Source organism: Paracoccus sp. MBLB3053 (assembly GCF_031822435.1).
Taxonomy (GTDB): Bacteria; Pseudomonadota; Alphaproteobacteria; order Rhodobacterales; family Rhodobacteraceae; genus Paracoccus; species Paracoccus aurantius.
On the sequence record NZ_JAVQLW010000001.1, the window covers coordinates 235,816 to 252,500 of the forward strand.

Annotated in this window: 12 protein-coding genes, 1 tRNA gene, 2 rRNA genes and 1 pseudogene (1 of these 16 running past the window's edge); 6 read left to right on the forward strand and 10 right to left on the reverse strand. The window is 61.6% G+C overall.

The features are described 5' to 3' along the window. Positions 1-5 precede the first annotated feature (5 nt). The 5 genes from RGQ15_RS01205 to RGQ15_RS01225 form a co-directional block, all read right to left on the reverse strand. Positions 6-1,271: a glycosyltransferase gene (locus tag RGQ15_RS01205; protein WP_311158392.1), complete on the reverse strand. Its 1,266-nt coding sequence runs from the start codon at positions 1,269-1,271 to the stop codon at positions 6-8. Continuing rightward, the gene (locus RGQ15_RS01210; protein WP_311158393.1) at positions 1,268-2,833 is read right to left on the reverse strand and encodes a hypothetical protein; all 1,566 of its coding nucleotides are present in this window, start codon (positions 2,831-2,833) and stop codon (positions 1,268-1,270) included. The genes RGQ15_RS01205 and RGQ15_RS01210 overlap by 4 nt, the downstream gene beginning before the upstream one ends. Positions 2,834-2,897: 64 nt before the next feature. Further along, a complete protein-coding gene (locus tag RGQ15_RS01215; protein ID WP_311158394.1) occupies positions 2,898-3,455 on the reverse strand; it encodes a hypothetical protein in 558 nt (185 codons plus the stop codon). Between the two features lie 5 nt (positions 3,456-3,460). Continuing rightward, positions 3,461-6,088: a glycosyltransferase gene (locus RGQ15_RS01220; RefSeq protein ID WP_311158395.1), complete on the reverse strand. Its 2,628-nt coding sequence runs from the start codon at positions 6,086-6,088 to the stop codon at positions 3,461-3,463. Then, positions 6,085-7,461, reverse strand: a complete 1,377-nt coding sequence (locus RGQ15_RS01225) for a DUF6212 domain-containing protein (RefSeq protein ID WP_311158396.1) — start codon at positions 7,459-7,461, stop codon at positions 6,085-6,087. Before RGQ15_RS01225 ends, RGQ15_RS01220 begins: the two co-directional genes overlap by 4 nt. A gap of 632 nt (positions 7,462-8,093) precedes the next feature. On the opposite strand from RGQ15_RS01225, the gene RGQ15_RS01230 reads away from it, so the two are divergent. The 6 genes and pseudogenes from RGQ15_RS01230 to RGQ15_RS01255 all read left to right on the forward strand — a co-directional run bounded on the left by RGQ15_RS01230 (position 8,094) and on the right by RGQ15_RS01255 (position 13,025). Continuing rightward, the gene (locus tag RGQ15_RS01230) at positions 8,094-9,032 is read left to right on the forward strand and encodes a zinc-dependent alcohol dehydrogenase (RefSeq protein WP_311158397.1); all 939 of its coding nucleotides are present in this window, start codon (positions 8,094-8,096) and stop codon (positions 9,030-9,032) included. Between the two features lie 13 nt (positions 9,033-9,045). Beyond that, a complete protein-coding gene (locus RGQ15_RS01235; RefSeq protein WP_311158398.1) occupies positions 9,046-9,441 on the forward strand; it encodes a 6-pyruvoyl trahydropterin synthase family protein in 396 nt (131 codons plus the stop codon). Between the two features lie 2 nt (positions 9,442-9,443). After that, complete coding sequence (locus tag RGQ15_RS01240) at positions 9,444-10,211, forward strand: class I SAM-dependent methyltransferase (protein ID WP_311158400.1); 768 nt, start codon at positions 9,444-9,446, stop codon at positions 10,209-10,211. Between the two features lie 3 nt (positions 10,212-10,214). Next, positions 10,215-11,045, forward strand: coding sequence for a RibD family protein (locus RGQ15_RS01245; protein WP_311158401.1), 831 nt, complete (start codon positions 10,215-10,217; stop codon positions 11,043-11,045). Between the two features lie 556 nt (positions 11,046-11,601). Continuing rightward, a pseudogene (locus tag RGQ15_RS22360) lies at positions 11,602-11,909 on the forward strand (integrase core domain-containing protein); the annotation flags it as partial. Positions 11,910-12,281: 372 nt separating this feature from the next. Continuing rightward, positions 12,282-13,025 (forward strand): hypothetical protein, encoded by a 744-nt coding sequence (locus RGQ15_RS01255; protein WP_311158402.1) that lies wholly within the window; start codon positions 12,282-12,284, stop codon positions 13,023-13,025. 98 nt (positions 13,026-13,123) lie between these two features. On the opposite strand, the gene RGQ15_RS01260 is transcribed toward RGQ15_RS01255, so the two are convergent. From RGQ15_RS01260 to RGQ15_RS01280, 5 genes are all read right to left on the reverse strand, one after another. Then, positions 13,124-13,621, reverse strand: a complete 498-nt coding sequence (locus RGQ15_RS01260; RefSeq protein ID WP_311161007.1) for a tyrosine-type recombinase/integrase — start codon at positions 13,619-13,621, stop codon at positions 13,124-13,126. Between the two features lie 72 nt (positions 13,622-13,693). Next, positions 13,694-14,392, reverse strand: coding sequence for a hypothetical protein (locus RGQ15_RS01265; RefSeq protein WP_311158403.1), 699 nt, complete (start codon positions 14,390-14,392; stop codon positions 13,694-13,696). Between the two features lie 1,078 nt (positions 14,393-15,470). Continuing rightward, positions 15,471-15,547: transfer RNA gene (locus RGQ15_RS01270), tRNA-Met, on the reverse strand. A gap of 58 nt (positions 15,548-15,605) precedes the next feature. Beyond that, positions 15,606-15,720, reverse strand: a 5S ribosomal RNA gene (gene rrf / locus RGQ15_RS01275). A gap of 96 nt (positions 15,721-15,816) precedes the next feature. Continuing rightward, positions 15,817-16,685 (reverse strand): 23S ribosomal RNA (locus RGQ15_RS01280) (it continues 1,962 nt past the right edge of the window).

The following is a 16,685-nucleotide window of genomic DNA, read 5'->3' on the forward strand; positions in this document are numbered from 1 at the left end:
CTCTCTCAGGCGACCTTGGCGCCTTTCACGATACGCGCCTTCGTGCCCGAAAGTTCGCAGGCTTCTCGCCATGCTTCGGTGAACCCCGCCAGATCCAGGGGCGGATCGATCATGGCGACATGTTCCTTCAGTCGCTCGACATTGCCGTGCACGGACAAAATTGCTTCAGCCAGCGCTGCGGGGTCCGCGACGCGGAATTGGATGCCCCAACCCATCGTCTTCTCAGCCATGCCGCCGATATCCGAGGCGATCATCGGCGTTCGGGCGGCCCGGGCTTCCTGGATGACGACCGGTGAGTTTTCCCACCAGACCGACGGTATGATGATCCAACCATAGCCGCGCATGATGTTCACGCAATCCTGCGGACGATATCGACCGCGGAAGTGAACCGATTTGGGAACTTCAAGATCAGGCCACATCCGCGCGAAGCTGTCCTTGTCCACACCGTGGATCTCGATGCTGAGAGGCCGATCCAGTTCGACCTCCCGCGCTTCGATCAACGCTGCGGCGCGGATCAGCACATCAAGACCCTTTGTCGGCGTCGCCTGTCCGAAGAAAGCGAAGCGACCCGACCTTTGCGCAAGCATGGCTTCGCTTTCCACGACTTCGTCATGCCGGTGATCCAGCCCGTTCTCGATCACGCCGATACGACCTTTCGGCACGCCCCAATCCTCGAAGCGATCCTTCAGGAACTGGCTTGGTGACAGCAGGTGGTCGAAAAGCGCCAGCATCTCGATCATGCGGGCGCGACGCAGCACGAAATCGATGGGCGGGCGCGACAGGCATGCGGCGCAGGCAACCTCGCTCGAGGCATAGCAAAGCTCACCCGATCGTTTCACCATCTGGCCATGATTGGCACAGATCGCGGTCAGTTCGTGCAGGGTGCAGATGAACCTGGCTTCGGGCAAAAGCTTGCGCAGCCGGCGGATGGTGCCGGCCCCGATGTTCCAGAAATGGTGGAAATGGTAGACATCGGCCTTGAAGGCGGCAAGGAACTCGACAAGCCAGTCCTCATCCGAGACCTTCGCCTGCTCCATCTTGAAGGAATCCATCCCCTTGCCCTGAAGGCAGAAATCCCTCGGGCTGAAGCTGATGACCTGCTGCCCGCGGCCAAAGAATTTCTCGCTGTCCTCGGGACCGATGGTCGAGCCGACGAAGAACGCGTCTTCGCCCAGCGACAACAGGTGCTGGAACTGCCGATAGGCCGCAACCTCGCCCCCGCCGTAACGCAGGTTGGGATGCGAGTGTGAAATGATGACGATGCGGGTCATACCGGGGTCCGAGCCTCCATCAGTTTGCGGCTTTCGGCGTCAAAGCCGTGCCAGTCGAGCCCGCCGGGAAGATTCTGGCTGAACGGGCCTGACTTGCCCGAGAAATGCAGGGTGCTGTCGACCCCGTTGCTGCTGGCGCCGCCGCTTTGCATCAACCGTTCTGCCAGGTAACGCAGGCGGGCTTCCTCGGTCAGGAATTCGCGGGGCGCGAGTTCAAGAAGGGAAAGCAGCGTCGAGGTTGGCCCGCTGATCGCGAAGGGCAGAAGATCGCGGGCAAAACGCTCGGGCGAAGGGGATTGTTCGCCCGTCAGGCTGCCGATCGGGTCAAGAACGGTGACATGGACCGGCTGACGATCCGCCGCGGCGTCAAAGACCATGTCTTCCGGCTCGAGCAGGAAAAACGTCGAGCTTCGCCCGAAAAGCAGGAAATCTCCGGCATGGCTTGCCGGCTCGAACTGCATGGCGACGCCCTGCAATTGCAACCCGTGCTCCATTTCCCGCGACGCTCCGCCGATCGCCTCGGAAAGCTCGGCCGTCAGCGTGCTGCGCAGCAGGAACAGGTCTACGGGCCGGGCGACGGCGGCCCCGATCCGGCGCAGGATATCGCGCAGGTCGCTGTCGGCAAGGTCGTGATCGAGCACCAGAGACACCTTGCCCGCGCGGGAAAGCGGCGCATCCTGCGGAGCTTTCCAGGGCGCGAGTGAGCCCAGCATCGCACCGCGGAAACGGCGTTGCAGCGCGGGGTCGGGAAGCGCCTGCCCGGCCTCGCTGATTGCCGAAGCAAGCTCGGCGGGCTGGACCGGATCGGCGACCACGACGACACCGGCTGCCGCGTCCTGCCCCGGGATGATCAGCAGCAGCTTGAGAGGACCGCGCGCGGGATTGGGCAGAACGAATGCGCCGCAAAAGCCATCCATCCCGCTATAGCGATAGCGCGGCGAATAGGCCTGCAGGTCTTCTCGCGGCAGGGAATTTGCAAGCAGGTCGATGCTGCAGATCTGGTTTTCGTCAATGGCCAGCGCGCGCAGCGGCTCGCGAAGACCGGAAGCGCCCAGATACCAGCCCGAGACGATCCCCTGTCCGTCCGCCGTCACCACGCCGCGATCGACGCCAAGGGCGAAATCCTCGCTTTCGCGCGGAAGCAGGGGCGCAAAGCGCAGCCGGTTCGCAGCCGCCTGTGCCACCTCGCCGATCGGCAGATTCAGTCGACCGGTCGCCAGAACGCGAAGATAGGCAAAGAACGCCTCGTCCACGCCGATTTCGATCAGGCGCATCTCGTCGGTGATCAGCCGCTCGGGCGTGATCTCGGAAAATTCGTGCCCGGTCTTGAGATGCAAGGTCCCGTCAACCGAATTATCCACGGCGGAAAGGTTGAAAATCGCAAGGAAACCCATCGGCTCGGCTGACCGAAGATCGCGGCGGGTATGTCGCGTGACGATCTCGGGCTTGAACCGGGTGTCATCGGCATAAAGCTCGAGGTCGAGGCTTTGTTCACTGCTCCATCCCGCAACGACCAGCGTCCCGTTCGCATCCGCAAAGCAGAAATCGGTGTTCAGACCCAAGAAGAAGACCTTTCGTCAGTTACCGCTGCCCGCGCAGGCGCGAGCAGCAGGCGGCAGTAGAAGTTCAGACCAGCGTCACACAAAGCCCGCCGATCAGCAGTCGGTGCGAGGGCTGGCGAAGATGCACGATCACGCGACGTTCGGCCGCAGCCTCGTCGAATTCGGGCAGATCGATACGGCAGAGCGAGAGAGACCCCGGACGGATATGCCATTCGACATGTCCGGCATCCTCGACGGAGCCGTCCTTTGCGAAATTGCGGACGAAGACGTCTGCAACCAGCGGGAAGTCGCTGCCGGCCTCGCATTCGACATAGCAGCGGGTCGCCGTCTCGAATTTCGAGGGCAGCGTCGCTTCGAGCGTCATCCAGTTCAGGCCGGAACTGCGCAGCTCGACCGTGTTGCCCTCGGTCGACCCGAGAACATCACAGCGGGTTCCATCCGGCAGGCATGCGCCAAAGGTGTTGGTAATCGCGTTGTAGCCGCCGCTGAGAGCCAGCTTCGGGCGGCCAACCAGCGCGGCATTGATTTCAGGCACAAGGTCCATCCGACCTTCCTGAAGGGCCACCAGGACGTCGGCAGCAGCCTGGTAAGACTTGACGGCGGCGGAATAAATGGTCGTCACTTCAATCATCCTTCACTGCTTAAAAATGGCGCTTGCGCCTCCTCGCACGCGCGGCCCTCCCATCTCGCATCGAGCCACTGCTGCAACGGCTGGATCGCATCGCTCCAGCTGCGCGCATCACGCTCTGCCGCCCGCGACACGCGCTGCAAAAGCGCGCGGTCCTGATCCAGGGCCAGTATCTGCGTGATGAACAGTTCCTCGCAATTTTCCTCGGGCATGACGAAGCCGTTCGAGCCATCCTCGATCGCTTCGCGCATCGCGCCCACATCCGTGGCGATCACGACGACGCCGCAACGCTGCGCTTCCAGAACCGAAAGCGGCAGCCCCTCGTAAAGCGAGGGCAGCACGACGACATCCGTTTCGGCAAGCAGCTCGGTCAGCGCTTCGGGGCCGCGGACCGCGCCAAGCATCCTGGTATGCTTGGGGAAACCGAAACCCCCGCCCGCCTCGTTGATGACGGATTGTCCGGCGATCGAAAGCTGGATCGAGGGCGCGCGCAGGGCCAGCCCGTTATAGATTTCGACCAGACGATGGACGCCCTTCTGCGGATCAAGCCGCCCCATGAACAAGACGCGCAGCGGCCCGTTGGCCTTGGCACGGGATCTTCTGCCTTTCAGCACGCTCGCGATCCTGCTCGGCGCCAGGGGATAACCGGGTGCATTGACCACCGGGCAAAGCTTTTCGCGGGGAATGCCGTTCGCGCCCAACCAGTAGCGCAGCGATTCCGAACAGGTCAGGAACAGGTCATAGGCATATTCATAGGCCAGCGCGAGCTTCGGCGGGCCGTATCCCCGACCATAGATGCTGCGTTCCAGCAGATGTTCGTGGTCGATCATGATCGTGCCCTGCCGCCGCAGCCGGTCTGCCACCTTGTGAAGGGCACCGGAATGCGCGTTGATCACGACATCCATCGACGAAAGGAGCCCGCAAAGATCCGCGCGTTCATGCGCGTTGCCCCAGCTTGGCTCGGCAGTGCCCAGGAACTCGGGCCCCGTCCAGTCGATGGTGCTAGGATCGGGCAACCAGTTCACGGTCGAGAACGCCTCGAGCGTCCAGACATCGCGATGGATCGGGCGGTCGCTGGCGACCACGAGATGCACCCGATCCCCGGCCGCGGCGAATTCGCGTGCCATGCTGGCCGCGACCTTCTCGACCCCGCCGAAATCAAAGATGGGGAGCACGAAGGCAATGTCACGGCGTCCTTTCTGCTTCAGAAGCGGAAACACGACCCCGCCCGATGTCGCCTTGCGCGGGATCTCCGACGCCATGGCGCGCGACGCGGCCCCTCCGGGTTCGCGCCACGACCAGCGCTGACTTAAGGCGGCCCGGTAACGGCTGCGTAACAGGGTGAAAAGGAAATTCCGGAAAACCTCGTTTCCGGCATCGCTATAGGGTTTCGGTTGGGAAATGCCGTCCAGCGCCATGTCCCAGCTTGAAACCTGATGCGGGCAGGGCACGCGATCGACGTCGCGAACCCAGTTCGCGTCGCGGTCAACGATGATCCTTCGCAGCTGCTCAAGGGAAACGATGACCCCATCCGCAGCGCGTTCGGGATTGCCCGCATCGTTTCGAATGGCGTGGCTTCCCTCGGCGGAATCAAGGAAGAAAAGTTCATAATCCGGATACCAGTTCCGCCGGGTCGAACGCCGCTCGCAGTTCCAAAGGAAATTGCGCAGCACGCGTGCCTCGGCCAGGCGCGCGGTCACCCCCTCGCGCAGAAACACGAAATAGGCCGGGACATGATGGGAATAGGGATCGCCGAGATGCGCGAAAAGCTTGCGTTCCAGTTCACCGATCGCGACGGTTTCGCCCCGTTCCGGGTCAGTACACAGCAGGGCAGTGTCGTCGCTGCCCTCGATGATCGCGTAGCGGGGGAACTGCTCTGCCTCGAGCGCCAGAAGGGAACGGGTCGAAAACAGCCAGCTATGCTTCTTTTCAAGAAAGCGCCGCAACTCGCCGTCGACATCATGCGAGTTCGACAACATGCTGACCGGGCGCTTGCGGTAAAGCAGCATGGGCTGGGCAAAGGGCTGGCCGCGGAACCCCTTGCGCGAAGCCGAAAGCCAGAAGTCCCAATCCTCGTATCCCTGCCGCATCGCCTCGTCGAAACGGATGCCCGCTTCGAAGACGCGGCGGCGGATCAGGCTTCCTGCCTCGCAGATATTGATATGGGCGTGGAAAAGCAGCGAGGGTTCGCGCTCGGTGACATAGTTGCCCTTCTGGCCGAAAAAGTCGAAATCCGGATAGAACCAGTCCTTGTCGGGATAGGTTTCCAGAACCTGTCGCATGGCCGCGCTGGCGCCCTCTGCCAGCATGTTATCCGCATCCAGAAGCAGGATGCCGGCAATGTCGGGGTCGATCTCCAGGGCGCGATCGATGCCGCGATTGCGCGCTCCGCTAAGCCCAGCGTTCGGGATCTCGATCGCGTGCATCGCCTCGCCCAGCACGGCCTGCCAAGCCGCGATGCTGGCGCGGGTTTCCTCATAGCGGCAACCATCGTTCACCACGACTATTCGCCGGATCACGCCATGGGCCAGTTCGCGCTGCACGGCACCGATCGCATCGTCAAGAAGAACGGGATGACCCTTGACCGGGATGACGACGCTGATCTGATCCCGCGCGCGCTTGGTCATTGCAGGATGGCCTCCTGGCGATCGCTCCGCCCGATCCGAAAACCGCGGAAGAGCCCCCAGCTCATGTCATTGGGCCGATCGCTTGCCAGCGAGGCGGCAAGGATGATGTCGGCCTTGCCCTCGATCGGCTCGATCGGAATGCAATGCGCCTGCGCCCAGCCATGGGGCGGAACGCCGATGACCCAGGGGCCCAGCCGACGCTGCCAGTAGCCGTCTTCGTCGACGAGCCCGCTTGGCGCCACACCGATGCTGAAGTTCAGGTTCGGCGAACGCGGGTGACCGACATTGACCAGCGCCGAGATATGGGAAAGCGCCGGCAGTTCGACGTCACGGATGATGGCGCAGACCGGGCCCTGCCGCGACGGGTGAACCATGATCGCATCTTCGTTTTCCCAGAACTGCGTCGAGATATGATCGTTGGCCAGGTTCGGGACCGAGAAAATGCTTGGCTCGGGAAGCGCGCCGGGTGAGATGAAGTTCGATTCCCCGATGCTCACGAGACGGCCCCGTGCAGTGACGGGCGCGCATTGCGGCAGCTTCACACCGGGAAGCGATTTCCAGGCACGCAAGGCAAGGGTTTGGTCCTTGGCGTTCATGCCGTTGACCTTCACCCCGAAATGCGGATCAGGCACGGCATTGCCCAGCCCCAGCAGCAGAGGCTGGGTGCCGCTCCAGCTGATCTCAAGCTGGCAATCGCGCTCGACGCCAAAGATCGGCTCGGGCGTGGTGAACCGCAGCCAGCCGGTTTCGAGCCCGGTATCTGCGAGATTTGCATGCAGCCCATGGCGCTGCCCCGACGCGTCTACCAGAACGGCCTGAAGCCGGCTTGAAAATGCCGCGACGACCTCGGGCAGCCAGAGATCGACGGCGGATACGCCCACATCACTGATCGGCAGCATCTGCGTCACCGTCTCTCCGGGCGAAATCGACAGGATCTCCCCTGCCGGGTTCCACACCAGCGATTGCAGGAAGCGCGGATTGCCGAGGCCGTAAAGGAAATCCTCGACGCCCTTGAAATTCGCTTCAAGCGTCTGGATTTCCGACCTAAGCACCGAGGCCGCCATGCGCGACGTTCCTGCATCCTTCTGGCTGGCCTGCACCTGGTCGATGAGCAGTTCGATGATCCGTGCGGCGGCACCCGCCGGTTCGGCCGGGTCAAGCTCGATCCTGGGCAGCGTCGTCAGTTCCTCGGGCAAGCTCGCGTCAAATCCGGCAGGCAGGACGACGCCGGCAGCACGACGGCCCAACAAGGATTTGAGCGCCTTGCGATCGAATTCCCGCAGATCCGTGAACAATGCAGCGCCGTCAGGAAGGAACGATGAAACCTGAGGTTTCAGATCTTCATGCACAAAGAAAACGGTGGGCATTGTCATGAAAACCTCCGGCGAATTCAGCTGACACCCGGCACGGGATGTCGGGTTGTTACCCTGAGGCAGCGAAGTGACAAAGCCGTGTCGCCTGAGCACCCGACGAAAGATCTAGCCCTTGCCGGATCGGCAAGCGTGGAAACGGCCAAGGGGAACCGTTCGATCAGTCTTTTGCCGCACGACAACGATGTTCTTCCAGTTAGCTCTCGAGTCCCGAAAACTGATACGAAGAATGCAAATTTCGGTCAATACGAACGACGCCCGCCGGTTAAGACTTTGTTCCTCAGTTTTGGGCAGACAATCAGCGATAGCAGATCACCAGTACCCGGAACGATGAAGAAATCTGCATGTAATTCCCACGATTACCGAGATTTAAACGAAGCCTGAGGCGCGGGGCCCAAGCTTGGCCGGTTTCCGCCTCTCTGCACGAACTGCAACCAGTTGGTGAGAAATGGGGCAGTCCCTGATACCTTGCGCAATGACTGCGGCCGGGTGCCAGAGCGCGGAACATTTCGCCCTGTCGTGATGTTTGTTACGGTGAATCTCGCATTTTCCCGGGAAAGTCAGATGCCGCCATCCGCCCCGAACCCGCTGCGGGACATGCCCCTCGCCAGGCGCCGCAAAGGCCCGAGCGCGGCATGACCGCATCGGCGCTCTGGTGCATCGCCCCTGGCGAGGTGGAAATTCGGCCAGGCACGGAGGGAGCGGGAACGCTTGTCGAAACCGCCTTCACCGGGATCAGCCGCGGCACGGAACGGCTCGTCAGCGAAGGCCGCGTTCCCCGCGACGAATGGCACCGCATGCGCGCGCCTTTCCAGGAGGGAGATTTTCCCTTCCCTGTCAAATACGGATATTCGGCCGTCGGGGTCGCGCAGGACGGCCGCCATGCCGGAAACCCCGTTTTTGCCCTTTTCCCCCATCAGGATCGTTTTCGGCTGCCCGAGACGAACCTGATCCCGCTTCCGCCACGCGTTCCGCCGGAACGTGCGGTGCTCGCCGCGAACATGGAAACGGCGTTGAACATCATCTGGGACAGCCAGGCGGGTGCGGGTGACCGCATCGCGATCATTGGCGCGGGGCTTGTCGGGCTGCTCACCGGCTATCTGGCGGCCCGGCTTCCGGGCGCCGAGGTCACGCTGGTCGATCCCCTGCGGCAACGTGCGAGGCCCGCCCGGAACCTGGGATGCGAATTCGCGATCAGCCCGCCTGCCGGGCAGGACGTCGTCATCCATTGCAGCGCAACGCAAGCAGGGCTCGCCTCGGCAATCGATGCGGCGGGTCCCGGCGCGGTGGTCGTCGAGGCAAGCTGGCATGGGCGCGGCCTGACGGCCCTGCCCCTGGGTGGCGCCTTTCACAGCCGCAGGCTGAGGCTTATCAGTTCGCAGGTCGGAACCCTTCCTTCCGAGCGGCTTCCGCGCTGGACGACGCGCCGCAGGCTGGAAAAGGCGCTCGAACTTCTGGCCGATCCCGTGCTCGACCTGCTGATTTCGGGGGAAACGGCGCTGATGGATCTCCCGTCCGAATATCCCCGCATCCTTGCCGATCCGGATACCCTCTGCCACCGCATCCGCTTTTGAACCAGGAGAGACCATGTTTGCCGTCGAAGTCCGCGACCATATCATGATTGCCCACTCCCTGCGCTCGCCCGTCTTCGGGCCAGCCCAAGGCGTCCATGGGGCAACCTTCATCGTCGATGCCGCCTTCTATGCCACCGATCTTGATGCGGAAGGACTGGTTGTCGATATCGGACTGGCGACCGAGGCGCTGTCTGAAGTGCTGGCACCGCTTCGTTACAAGAACCTTGACGAAGCCGCGGAATTCGCCGGACAGTTCACCACGACCGAGTTCCTCTGCCGCCATATTTTCGATCAGCTGGCAGCCCGCATTCGCGGCGGAGAGATGGGCGATGCGACCCGCGTCACGCGGCTGCGCATCACGCTGCACGAAAGCCATGTCGCACGCGCCTGGTTCGAACGAGAGGTCTGATCGTGTCTTTTTCCGCAGAATGGCTCGCGATGAGGGAAGCGGCGGATCAGTCTGCGCGCGACCCATATCTGCTTTCTCTTGCTGCGGATGCCGCGGGCCCCGACCCCTTGGTGCTCGATCTCGGCTCGGGAACCGGAGCAATGATGCGAGCGCTTCGGCCCCATCTGCCGGCCTCTGCGTCATGGCGTCTTGTCGATCATGACCCGGCCTTGCTTTCTTACGCCTCGAAAGCGACCCAGAGGAATATCGAATGCCTGATGCAGGATCTGGGGAATGTCGATGCGCTTCCGTTGGAGGGGGCGACGCTCGTGACGGCTTCTGCGCTGCTTGACCTCATGCCTGCGCGATGGATTTCCGCCCTGTCGCGGCGGCTGCTCGACGCAAGGCTGCCGTTCTATGCCGCCCTGTCCTATGACGGCTGCATGGAATGGGATCCAATGCTGCCTGACGACGTTATTGTAACGGCGGCCTACAATCGCCATCAGAAACGCGACAAGGGGCTGGGGCCTGCGCTTGGCCCGGATGCCGGGCGACAGGCCGTCGAGACGTTCCGGCTGGCCGGGTTCCAGGTCCTTCGAGCGGATAGCAACTGGGATCTCGGAATCGAACATGCCGGACTTCAGCGAGAATTGCTTCAAGGAATTGCGACAGTCGCCGCCGAGGCGGGCCTGCGCGACGCGCAGGAATGGGCGAGCCTCAGGATGGCGCGGATCGAGACAACCCGCTGGGAGATCGGCCATGTCGATCTGCTGGCCCTCCCCCCCGGCTAGACCATGAAAGACAACGCGGTCATGCGCTCGGTCGAAGTTACCCCACGCATCTGGAACCACATTCTGGCCATCAGGAACGGGGCACGCCCGCCGGGCGATTTCGGCTGGACGAAAGCCGAGCGCGCGGCACTGGCCCTTTACGGCCCCGTCGCGCGCCGAGATGGCGATGCGCGGGTCGTGGCGCAGATCGGGCAATCCCTCGATGGCCGGATCGCCACGGTTTCCGGAGATTCGGCCAGCGTTTCGGGCCCGGACGGGCTGGCGCATCTTCATCGGCTCAGGGCACTGGTCGATGGCATCGTGATCGGCGTCAAGACTGCGCTTCTGGACAAGCCAAGGCTTACCGTTCGTCTTTGCACGGGTCGGAACCCGGCACGCATCATCATCGACCCCAAGGGCCGCCTGCCCGATGACGCCACGGTCTTTCGCTCGGACGGAGCACGCCGGATCGTGGTTCAGGGGATCGACAGGCCCAGGCCGCATGGCGTCGAGATCCTGCGGCTGGGCGCACGCGCTGGCTGGATCAACCCGGCCGAGATCCTGCCGCGACTTCAGGAAACCGGCCTTTCGTCGATCCTCGTCGAAGGCGGCGGGACCACGATTGCCGGTTTCCTCGAGGCCGGGCAGCTGGACCGCATGCAGGTTTCCGTCGCCCCCCTGATCATAGGAGCGGGGCCGCAATCCCTGACGATGAGCTCGGCCGTCACGAGACTTTCGGACGCGCTTCGCCCGCCCACCTCGTTCTATGCCATCGGCAGCGACATCGTCTTCGATTGCGTCATTCCCCGGCTGACCGAGGGCGTGGAGCAGACCTGCGTCGCGTCGCCGATATGATCAGGGAAGGTGGCGGACACCGGGATCGGCACGAAGACTGTCGGGCGAGAAAAGGTGGCTGATCCACCTGTGATCTGCTCTGATCCCCGGAAACCGGACCGTTTGAACCTGGAGTTTTCCGCTACGCTTTCCCGGCCGGGAGAGGAGCGGAATCGTATAAAGGCGAGCAAGTTTTCGGACGCGCAGAAGGCGTTCACCCTGAAGCAGGGCGAGGAAGGAACCCCAGTAGCCGAGATCTGCCGCAGTTGAAGCGTCAAGCGATTGATCCAGGGGATCGATCGCAGCGCCCAACGGGATCAGCCAGCCGACCTACCTTGCTTGGAAGAAGAAATATGCCGGACGAGATGCGGCGGCTGAAGCATCTCGAGGACGAGAACGCCCGCCTGAAGAAGATCGTGACCAACCTGACCTTGGACCGGGAGATGGTGAGCATGTGAACGCCACTGGTTCGAGAGAACATGCGAACGGAGGTCATTCGCCGAAAGCCCTGAAGCCTGGTCGCAAGCGCGAAGTCGTTCGCGGGATGTGCAGCGGTGTCGATCCGGACGGCCTGTCGCCGAAGACGATCAGGGTCGATCAGGGAACAGAGTTCGTGTCGCGCGACATGGATCTCTTAGCCTACCAGCGCGGCGGCGTCCTCGGCTTCTCGCCCCTGGAAAGCCGACCGACAATCCCTTCATCGAGAACAGCAAGCTGAGGTCTGAGTGCTTGGACACACGCTGGTTCATGAGCCCTGCGGATGCGACCGAAAAGCTGGAGGCTTGGCGTAGGTACTAGAACGAGGAACGGCCACACGGCTCGATCGGTAACAAGGTTCCGATCATGCTGACGAAATCGGGGGGCGTCACCAACCCGTCCCCCTGAGCGAAGCCAGAAGACTCTGCCTTCGGGCGGTAGAAAGTTCAGGGAGCAGAGCAGGCCGTGGCGCACCTACATCAGAGCGCGGCACGTTTCTGGCTGAGGTCATGGTGGTGAGTTCGGTGTTCGTTCGGAAGGGGGCCGAATTCCCTCGAACGCGGAGATCGCCCCTTGGGGCGTTTTTTGTGTATTGATGTATTTTGATTTTTGGTTGCGGGGGCAGGATTTGAACCTGCGACCTTCAGGTTATGAGGCAACCCGACGGGGCCAGAATAGTCTTTCAAAAGCAAATATTTAGAGAGATTTTGGGTGGGCGACGTCAGCGTAGTGTCGCACGGAGCAGACGCAAACCATTGGGAATAAACGGGAAAGCCCCGCATGTTCATGAATCAGCGAACCTCAATAGGTTACAGTCTATTGGCCGACTATGTGCGCAGCCCTTCCCTGCGTCATATGCGAGAGCAGCGCTCCCTGGCCAAGCTGGCCCTCGAGATCATCACGAGACTGGATCAGGACAGTTCCATTTGGAAGACATGGGAAGGCCCGCGGGACAAGGTCCTGGCCTCGGCGATAGAGTGCTGGATCCCGAAGGACGACATGCTCGCCTTCCTGAATGGCCTGCCTGGCCCTGCCCTGACGATGACCGATATCGAGCAGCGCATGAAGGCCATAATCGAGGAGGAATACCTCGGAGATCCGGAACCGAAGCTCGAGGCCGAATGTCTGGCCATCTACCAGGCCGAGAAAGAGGCTGGCACGGAAATGCCCGCCATCATCGGGCGGCTGGCGGATTGTGTAGGCGCGCAGTGGCAGCGCCTGCGCGACGAGGAGCGTGCGGAGGCGGAGCGGCGGTCGGAAGCGGCGCGACTGGAGCGGGAGCGGCGACCCCTGTCCTACGCCGATTGTCCATGGGCCCAGATCAAGGGCTCGAAATTCTTCTATTACCGCAAGAACGGCCGGGTCTTCCAGCTCAAGCCCAACAGCGACAAGAGCCTTACGCTCTATCGGGTGCAGGAGGTCGACGACGCCGCCAGCGGCGACATGATTGGCCGCTATCGATTCCGCGGGGATGCCAGCAAGGTGATGGCCAAGGCGGCCTATGAGCCTGAGCCATTTCGATAGAGCGGCTCCAAGCCCCGCCACAGGGGCGTTGGTGAGGGCCGATCCCGGCCATACGGGTGAACCGGGCGAAGCATCCAGCAGCCGCCGCTCGGAATCGGTCACCCCAGCAGCTTGGCCTCGACCTCGGCCATGGCGTTCTGGTGGTCGGGCGACGGGAACAGGTGGCCGTAGCGCTCCATGGTCATCTGGATCGAGGAATGGCCCGCGAAGGTCATCACCTCCTTGATCGAGATGCCCTGCTCGATCCAGAGCGATACCGCGAAATGGCGCAGGTCGTGCCAGCGCAGCTTCACGCCGACCTGCTCCTGCAGCTTGCGGAACCGGGACTGCGTGTTGGTGTGCTGGAGGACGCCGCCGCGCGGCGCGGGGAACACCAGCCCGAGGTCGCTCTTCGGGCAGCGCAGTTTCCAGCGGCGCAGGGCGTTCAGCACCATCGACCCGGCCGGGATGTCGCGATAGCCCGCGCGCGATTTCGGCTCACCCATCTGGTTGTAGGCGTCGGCGCGCTGGCGCACGTAGACGAAGCCCATCTCGAAATCCACGTCCTGCCAGCGCAGGGTGCGCAGTTCCGAGGCGCGCAGGCCGGTTACGCGAATGCAACATCATCGCGTCCATCCAGCTGCCCAGGAATACGTTTTTCAATACAGCGCAAAAGACTTACATCCTCGCTATCGAGCGGCGACATACAGATGTTGATCCGCGCCCTCCCGTATTCTGTGCCATTGCTCGGTCCATCGGCGAAACGCTCGACTGGCAACGAATTCCGACACCGGATGAGAATGATCTGGACGACATTGCTTCTCGCTCGGGGTCTTCGGGAGCGTGATGGAGTCCAGGCCGTCAAAACCCTTGTTCGCTTCAAGTCGGATATGCTTGTTGTCTGACTTCTCCGTATAGCCATGCCGGGCGAGGAGCGAAGTCAGTTCACTGGCAACCCGCTTGGGGTCTTTGGTTGCTCGCGCAAGATCCTGTGAGAGTTCGGCGAGCGCGGGCGACGCGGGTAAGCGTTCGACAACACGCTGAAAAATAGCTTTGGACCTTGCGTCAAGCCCGATCTGGTCTGCGACAGACAACGTCGTTTTTGCCGCAAGTCGGAGCCTATCGGATATCTCGCCAGAATAAACCTCCGGACCGACCCTCTGAACTAGATTGTCGGTGGAGAACTCGGCCTCATCCGTGCCGAGGCTCGCAGCAGGAATTGCGCTGAACTGCTGCTCAAGCTCACGGATTCTGTCATGCAGGTTGTCGATCTGCTCTTGGTGCAGCTGGTTCCATTCTGCCTCGGTCTGGCTATCTTTCTCACGCTCACGCTGAACGCGGAGAGCCTGCTCCTGCAGCTCCGTCCAGTCCCATCCGAAGGCTGGCATCTGACTCCGCAAGGACGACGCCGCTGCCACAATCGCGGTAGCCAGCTCTCTACCGTCTTGGATCTGCCACCCAGATAGTATCGCCTAACGATACCCTGTCCGGGAACTGACAAACCAATCGTCCCCCCATAGGCGTTGCGGCCCTCGGTCTCGTCGCGAAGCTGAAACGAGAACGCTCGATCTGTTTCGACAACGACATGCGCGATCCCGCCGAGGTCATAGGAAAGCTTCTCAATTTCCCGCTGGCTGAGCAGCCAGGAAGATACCCCAGTCGCAGACATGTAGACGGTTGGAAGCCATTTCGCCGCATCGCCCAGAGTCACTGATTTCGCTGAAGCAAGGCCTGCATCATTGTTCTCAAGCCAAACAGGCTGGTCGGTGACACTGAACTGCTGGTCTTTTCCTCCCCAACCGTCTTTCAAGAGCGCCTTGATCAGGTACGGCTTTCGCGGGGTGTCAAGTCGTGCGCCCGGTGTTGTAGCGATGCACTGGGTCCGAAGGCGGACCAGGTCCTGCCCACCCTCTGCGGAAGCACGTTTCAGGACGCACTCCGTTCGCCAAACACGCCCGAGATCATCGGGAAGGTCGTGCCGAATACCGATGGCAGTCCAGGCATCTCCGGTTCGCAACTCCCGCATGCGGAGTTCTTCGCCGCTATTCGAGCGGATGTGAACATTAGCTCTGTCAAGCTCAGCCTCAGACTTACTCGAAAGCACAGTCTGATGCTGCATACCGCGGATCCAAGCGACCACTTCCGCCACGAAGGCAGCCCGCGGTTGTCGCTGGGGATTACAGGGAACTCGGTCGAAAATGGAAGCATATGGGAATGATCGTGAATCCGCGGCCGGCGGTCAATCCGGAAAGGCGGCAATCGGCCAAGATGGCAATCGCTGGTGGCCGCGAACGCCTGCGGAACATCCACCCCATCCCTTGTCGCATCCGTGTTGCACGGAAGAAATCGGAACGGCTGTAAGCCTTTGGAATCTTTGGGGAGCGGTCGGGACGCGCTTGCAACACGACGCGACACGCAAAAGCCGCCAGAGGGCGGCCTATGTGTTTGTTATCTTGCAGTAAAGTTTGGTTGCGGGGGCAGGATTTGAACCTGCGACCTTCAGGTTATGAGCCTGACGAGCTACCGGGCTGCTCTACCCCGCGCCGTTTTGCCTGGTTTTCGGCGTTTTTTCATCGTTTTGAGAGAACCGTTTCTTTCCAGGTCTGGCGGTGACCTACTCTCCCACGTCTTGAGACGCAGTACCATTGGCGCGACGGCACTTAACGGCCGAGTTCGGGATGGGATCGGGTGTTTTGCTCGTGCTTTGGCCACCAGACCGGGAAAGAAACGGATCGGCGTTACCCTTTGCAGGGTTTCGGTTGTCCAAGGATGCTTTTGGAAGCGTGACAGATTGATCTGTCTTCTTCCGGATCAAATCAAGCCAATCGAGCCATTAGTACCGGTCAACTGAATGCATTGCTGCACTTACATCTCCGGCCTATCGACGTGGTGGTCTTCCACGGCTCTCAAGGGATACCTTGTTTTGAGGGGGGCTTCACGCTTAGATGCCTTCAGCGTTTATCCTGTCCGTTCATAGCTACCCAGCACTGCCGTTGGCACGACAACTGGTCCACCAGTGGAACGTTCACCCCGGTCCTCTCGTACTAGGGGCAACTCCTCTCAAGTATCCTACACCCACGGCAGATAGGGACCGAACTGTCTCACGACGTTCTAAACCCAGCTCACGTACCTCTTTAAATGGCGAACAGCCATACCCTTGGGACCTGCTCCAGCCCCAGGATGAGATGAGCCGACATCGAGGTGCCAAACGATGCCGTCGATATGGACTCTTGGGCATCATCAGCCTGTTATCCCCAGCGTACCTTTTATCCGTTGAGCGATGGCCCTTCCACTCGGGACCACCGGATCACTATGGCCGACTTTCGTCTCTGCTCGACTTGTCAGTCTTGCAGTCAGGCTGGCTTCTGCCATTGCACTCAACGAGCGATTTCCGACCGCTCTGAGCCAACCTTCGCGCGCCTCCGTTACTCTTTGGGAGGCGACCGCCCCAGTCAAACTACCCACCACGCAGGGTCCCGGACCCGGATAACGGGCCGCGGTTAGACATCAAGAGTGCGAAGGGTGGTATCTCAAGGATGGCTCCACAGCGACTGGCGTCACTGCTTCGATGCCTACCACCTATCCTGCACATCACAATCCTGATGCCAGTGCGAAGCTATAGTAAAGGTGCATGGGGTCTTTCCGTCTAACCGCGGGAAGTCTGCATCTTCACAGACAATT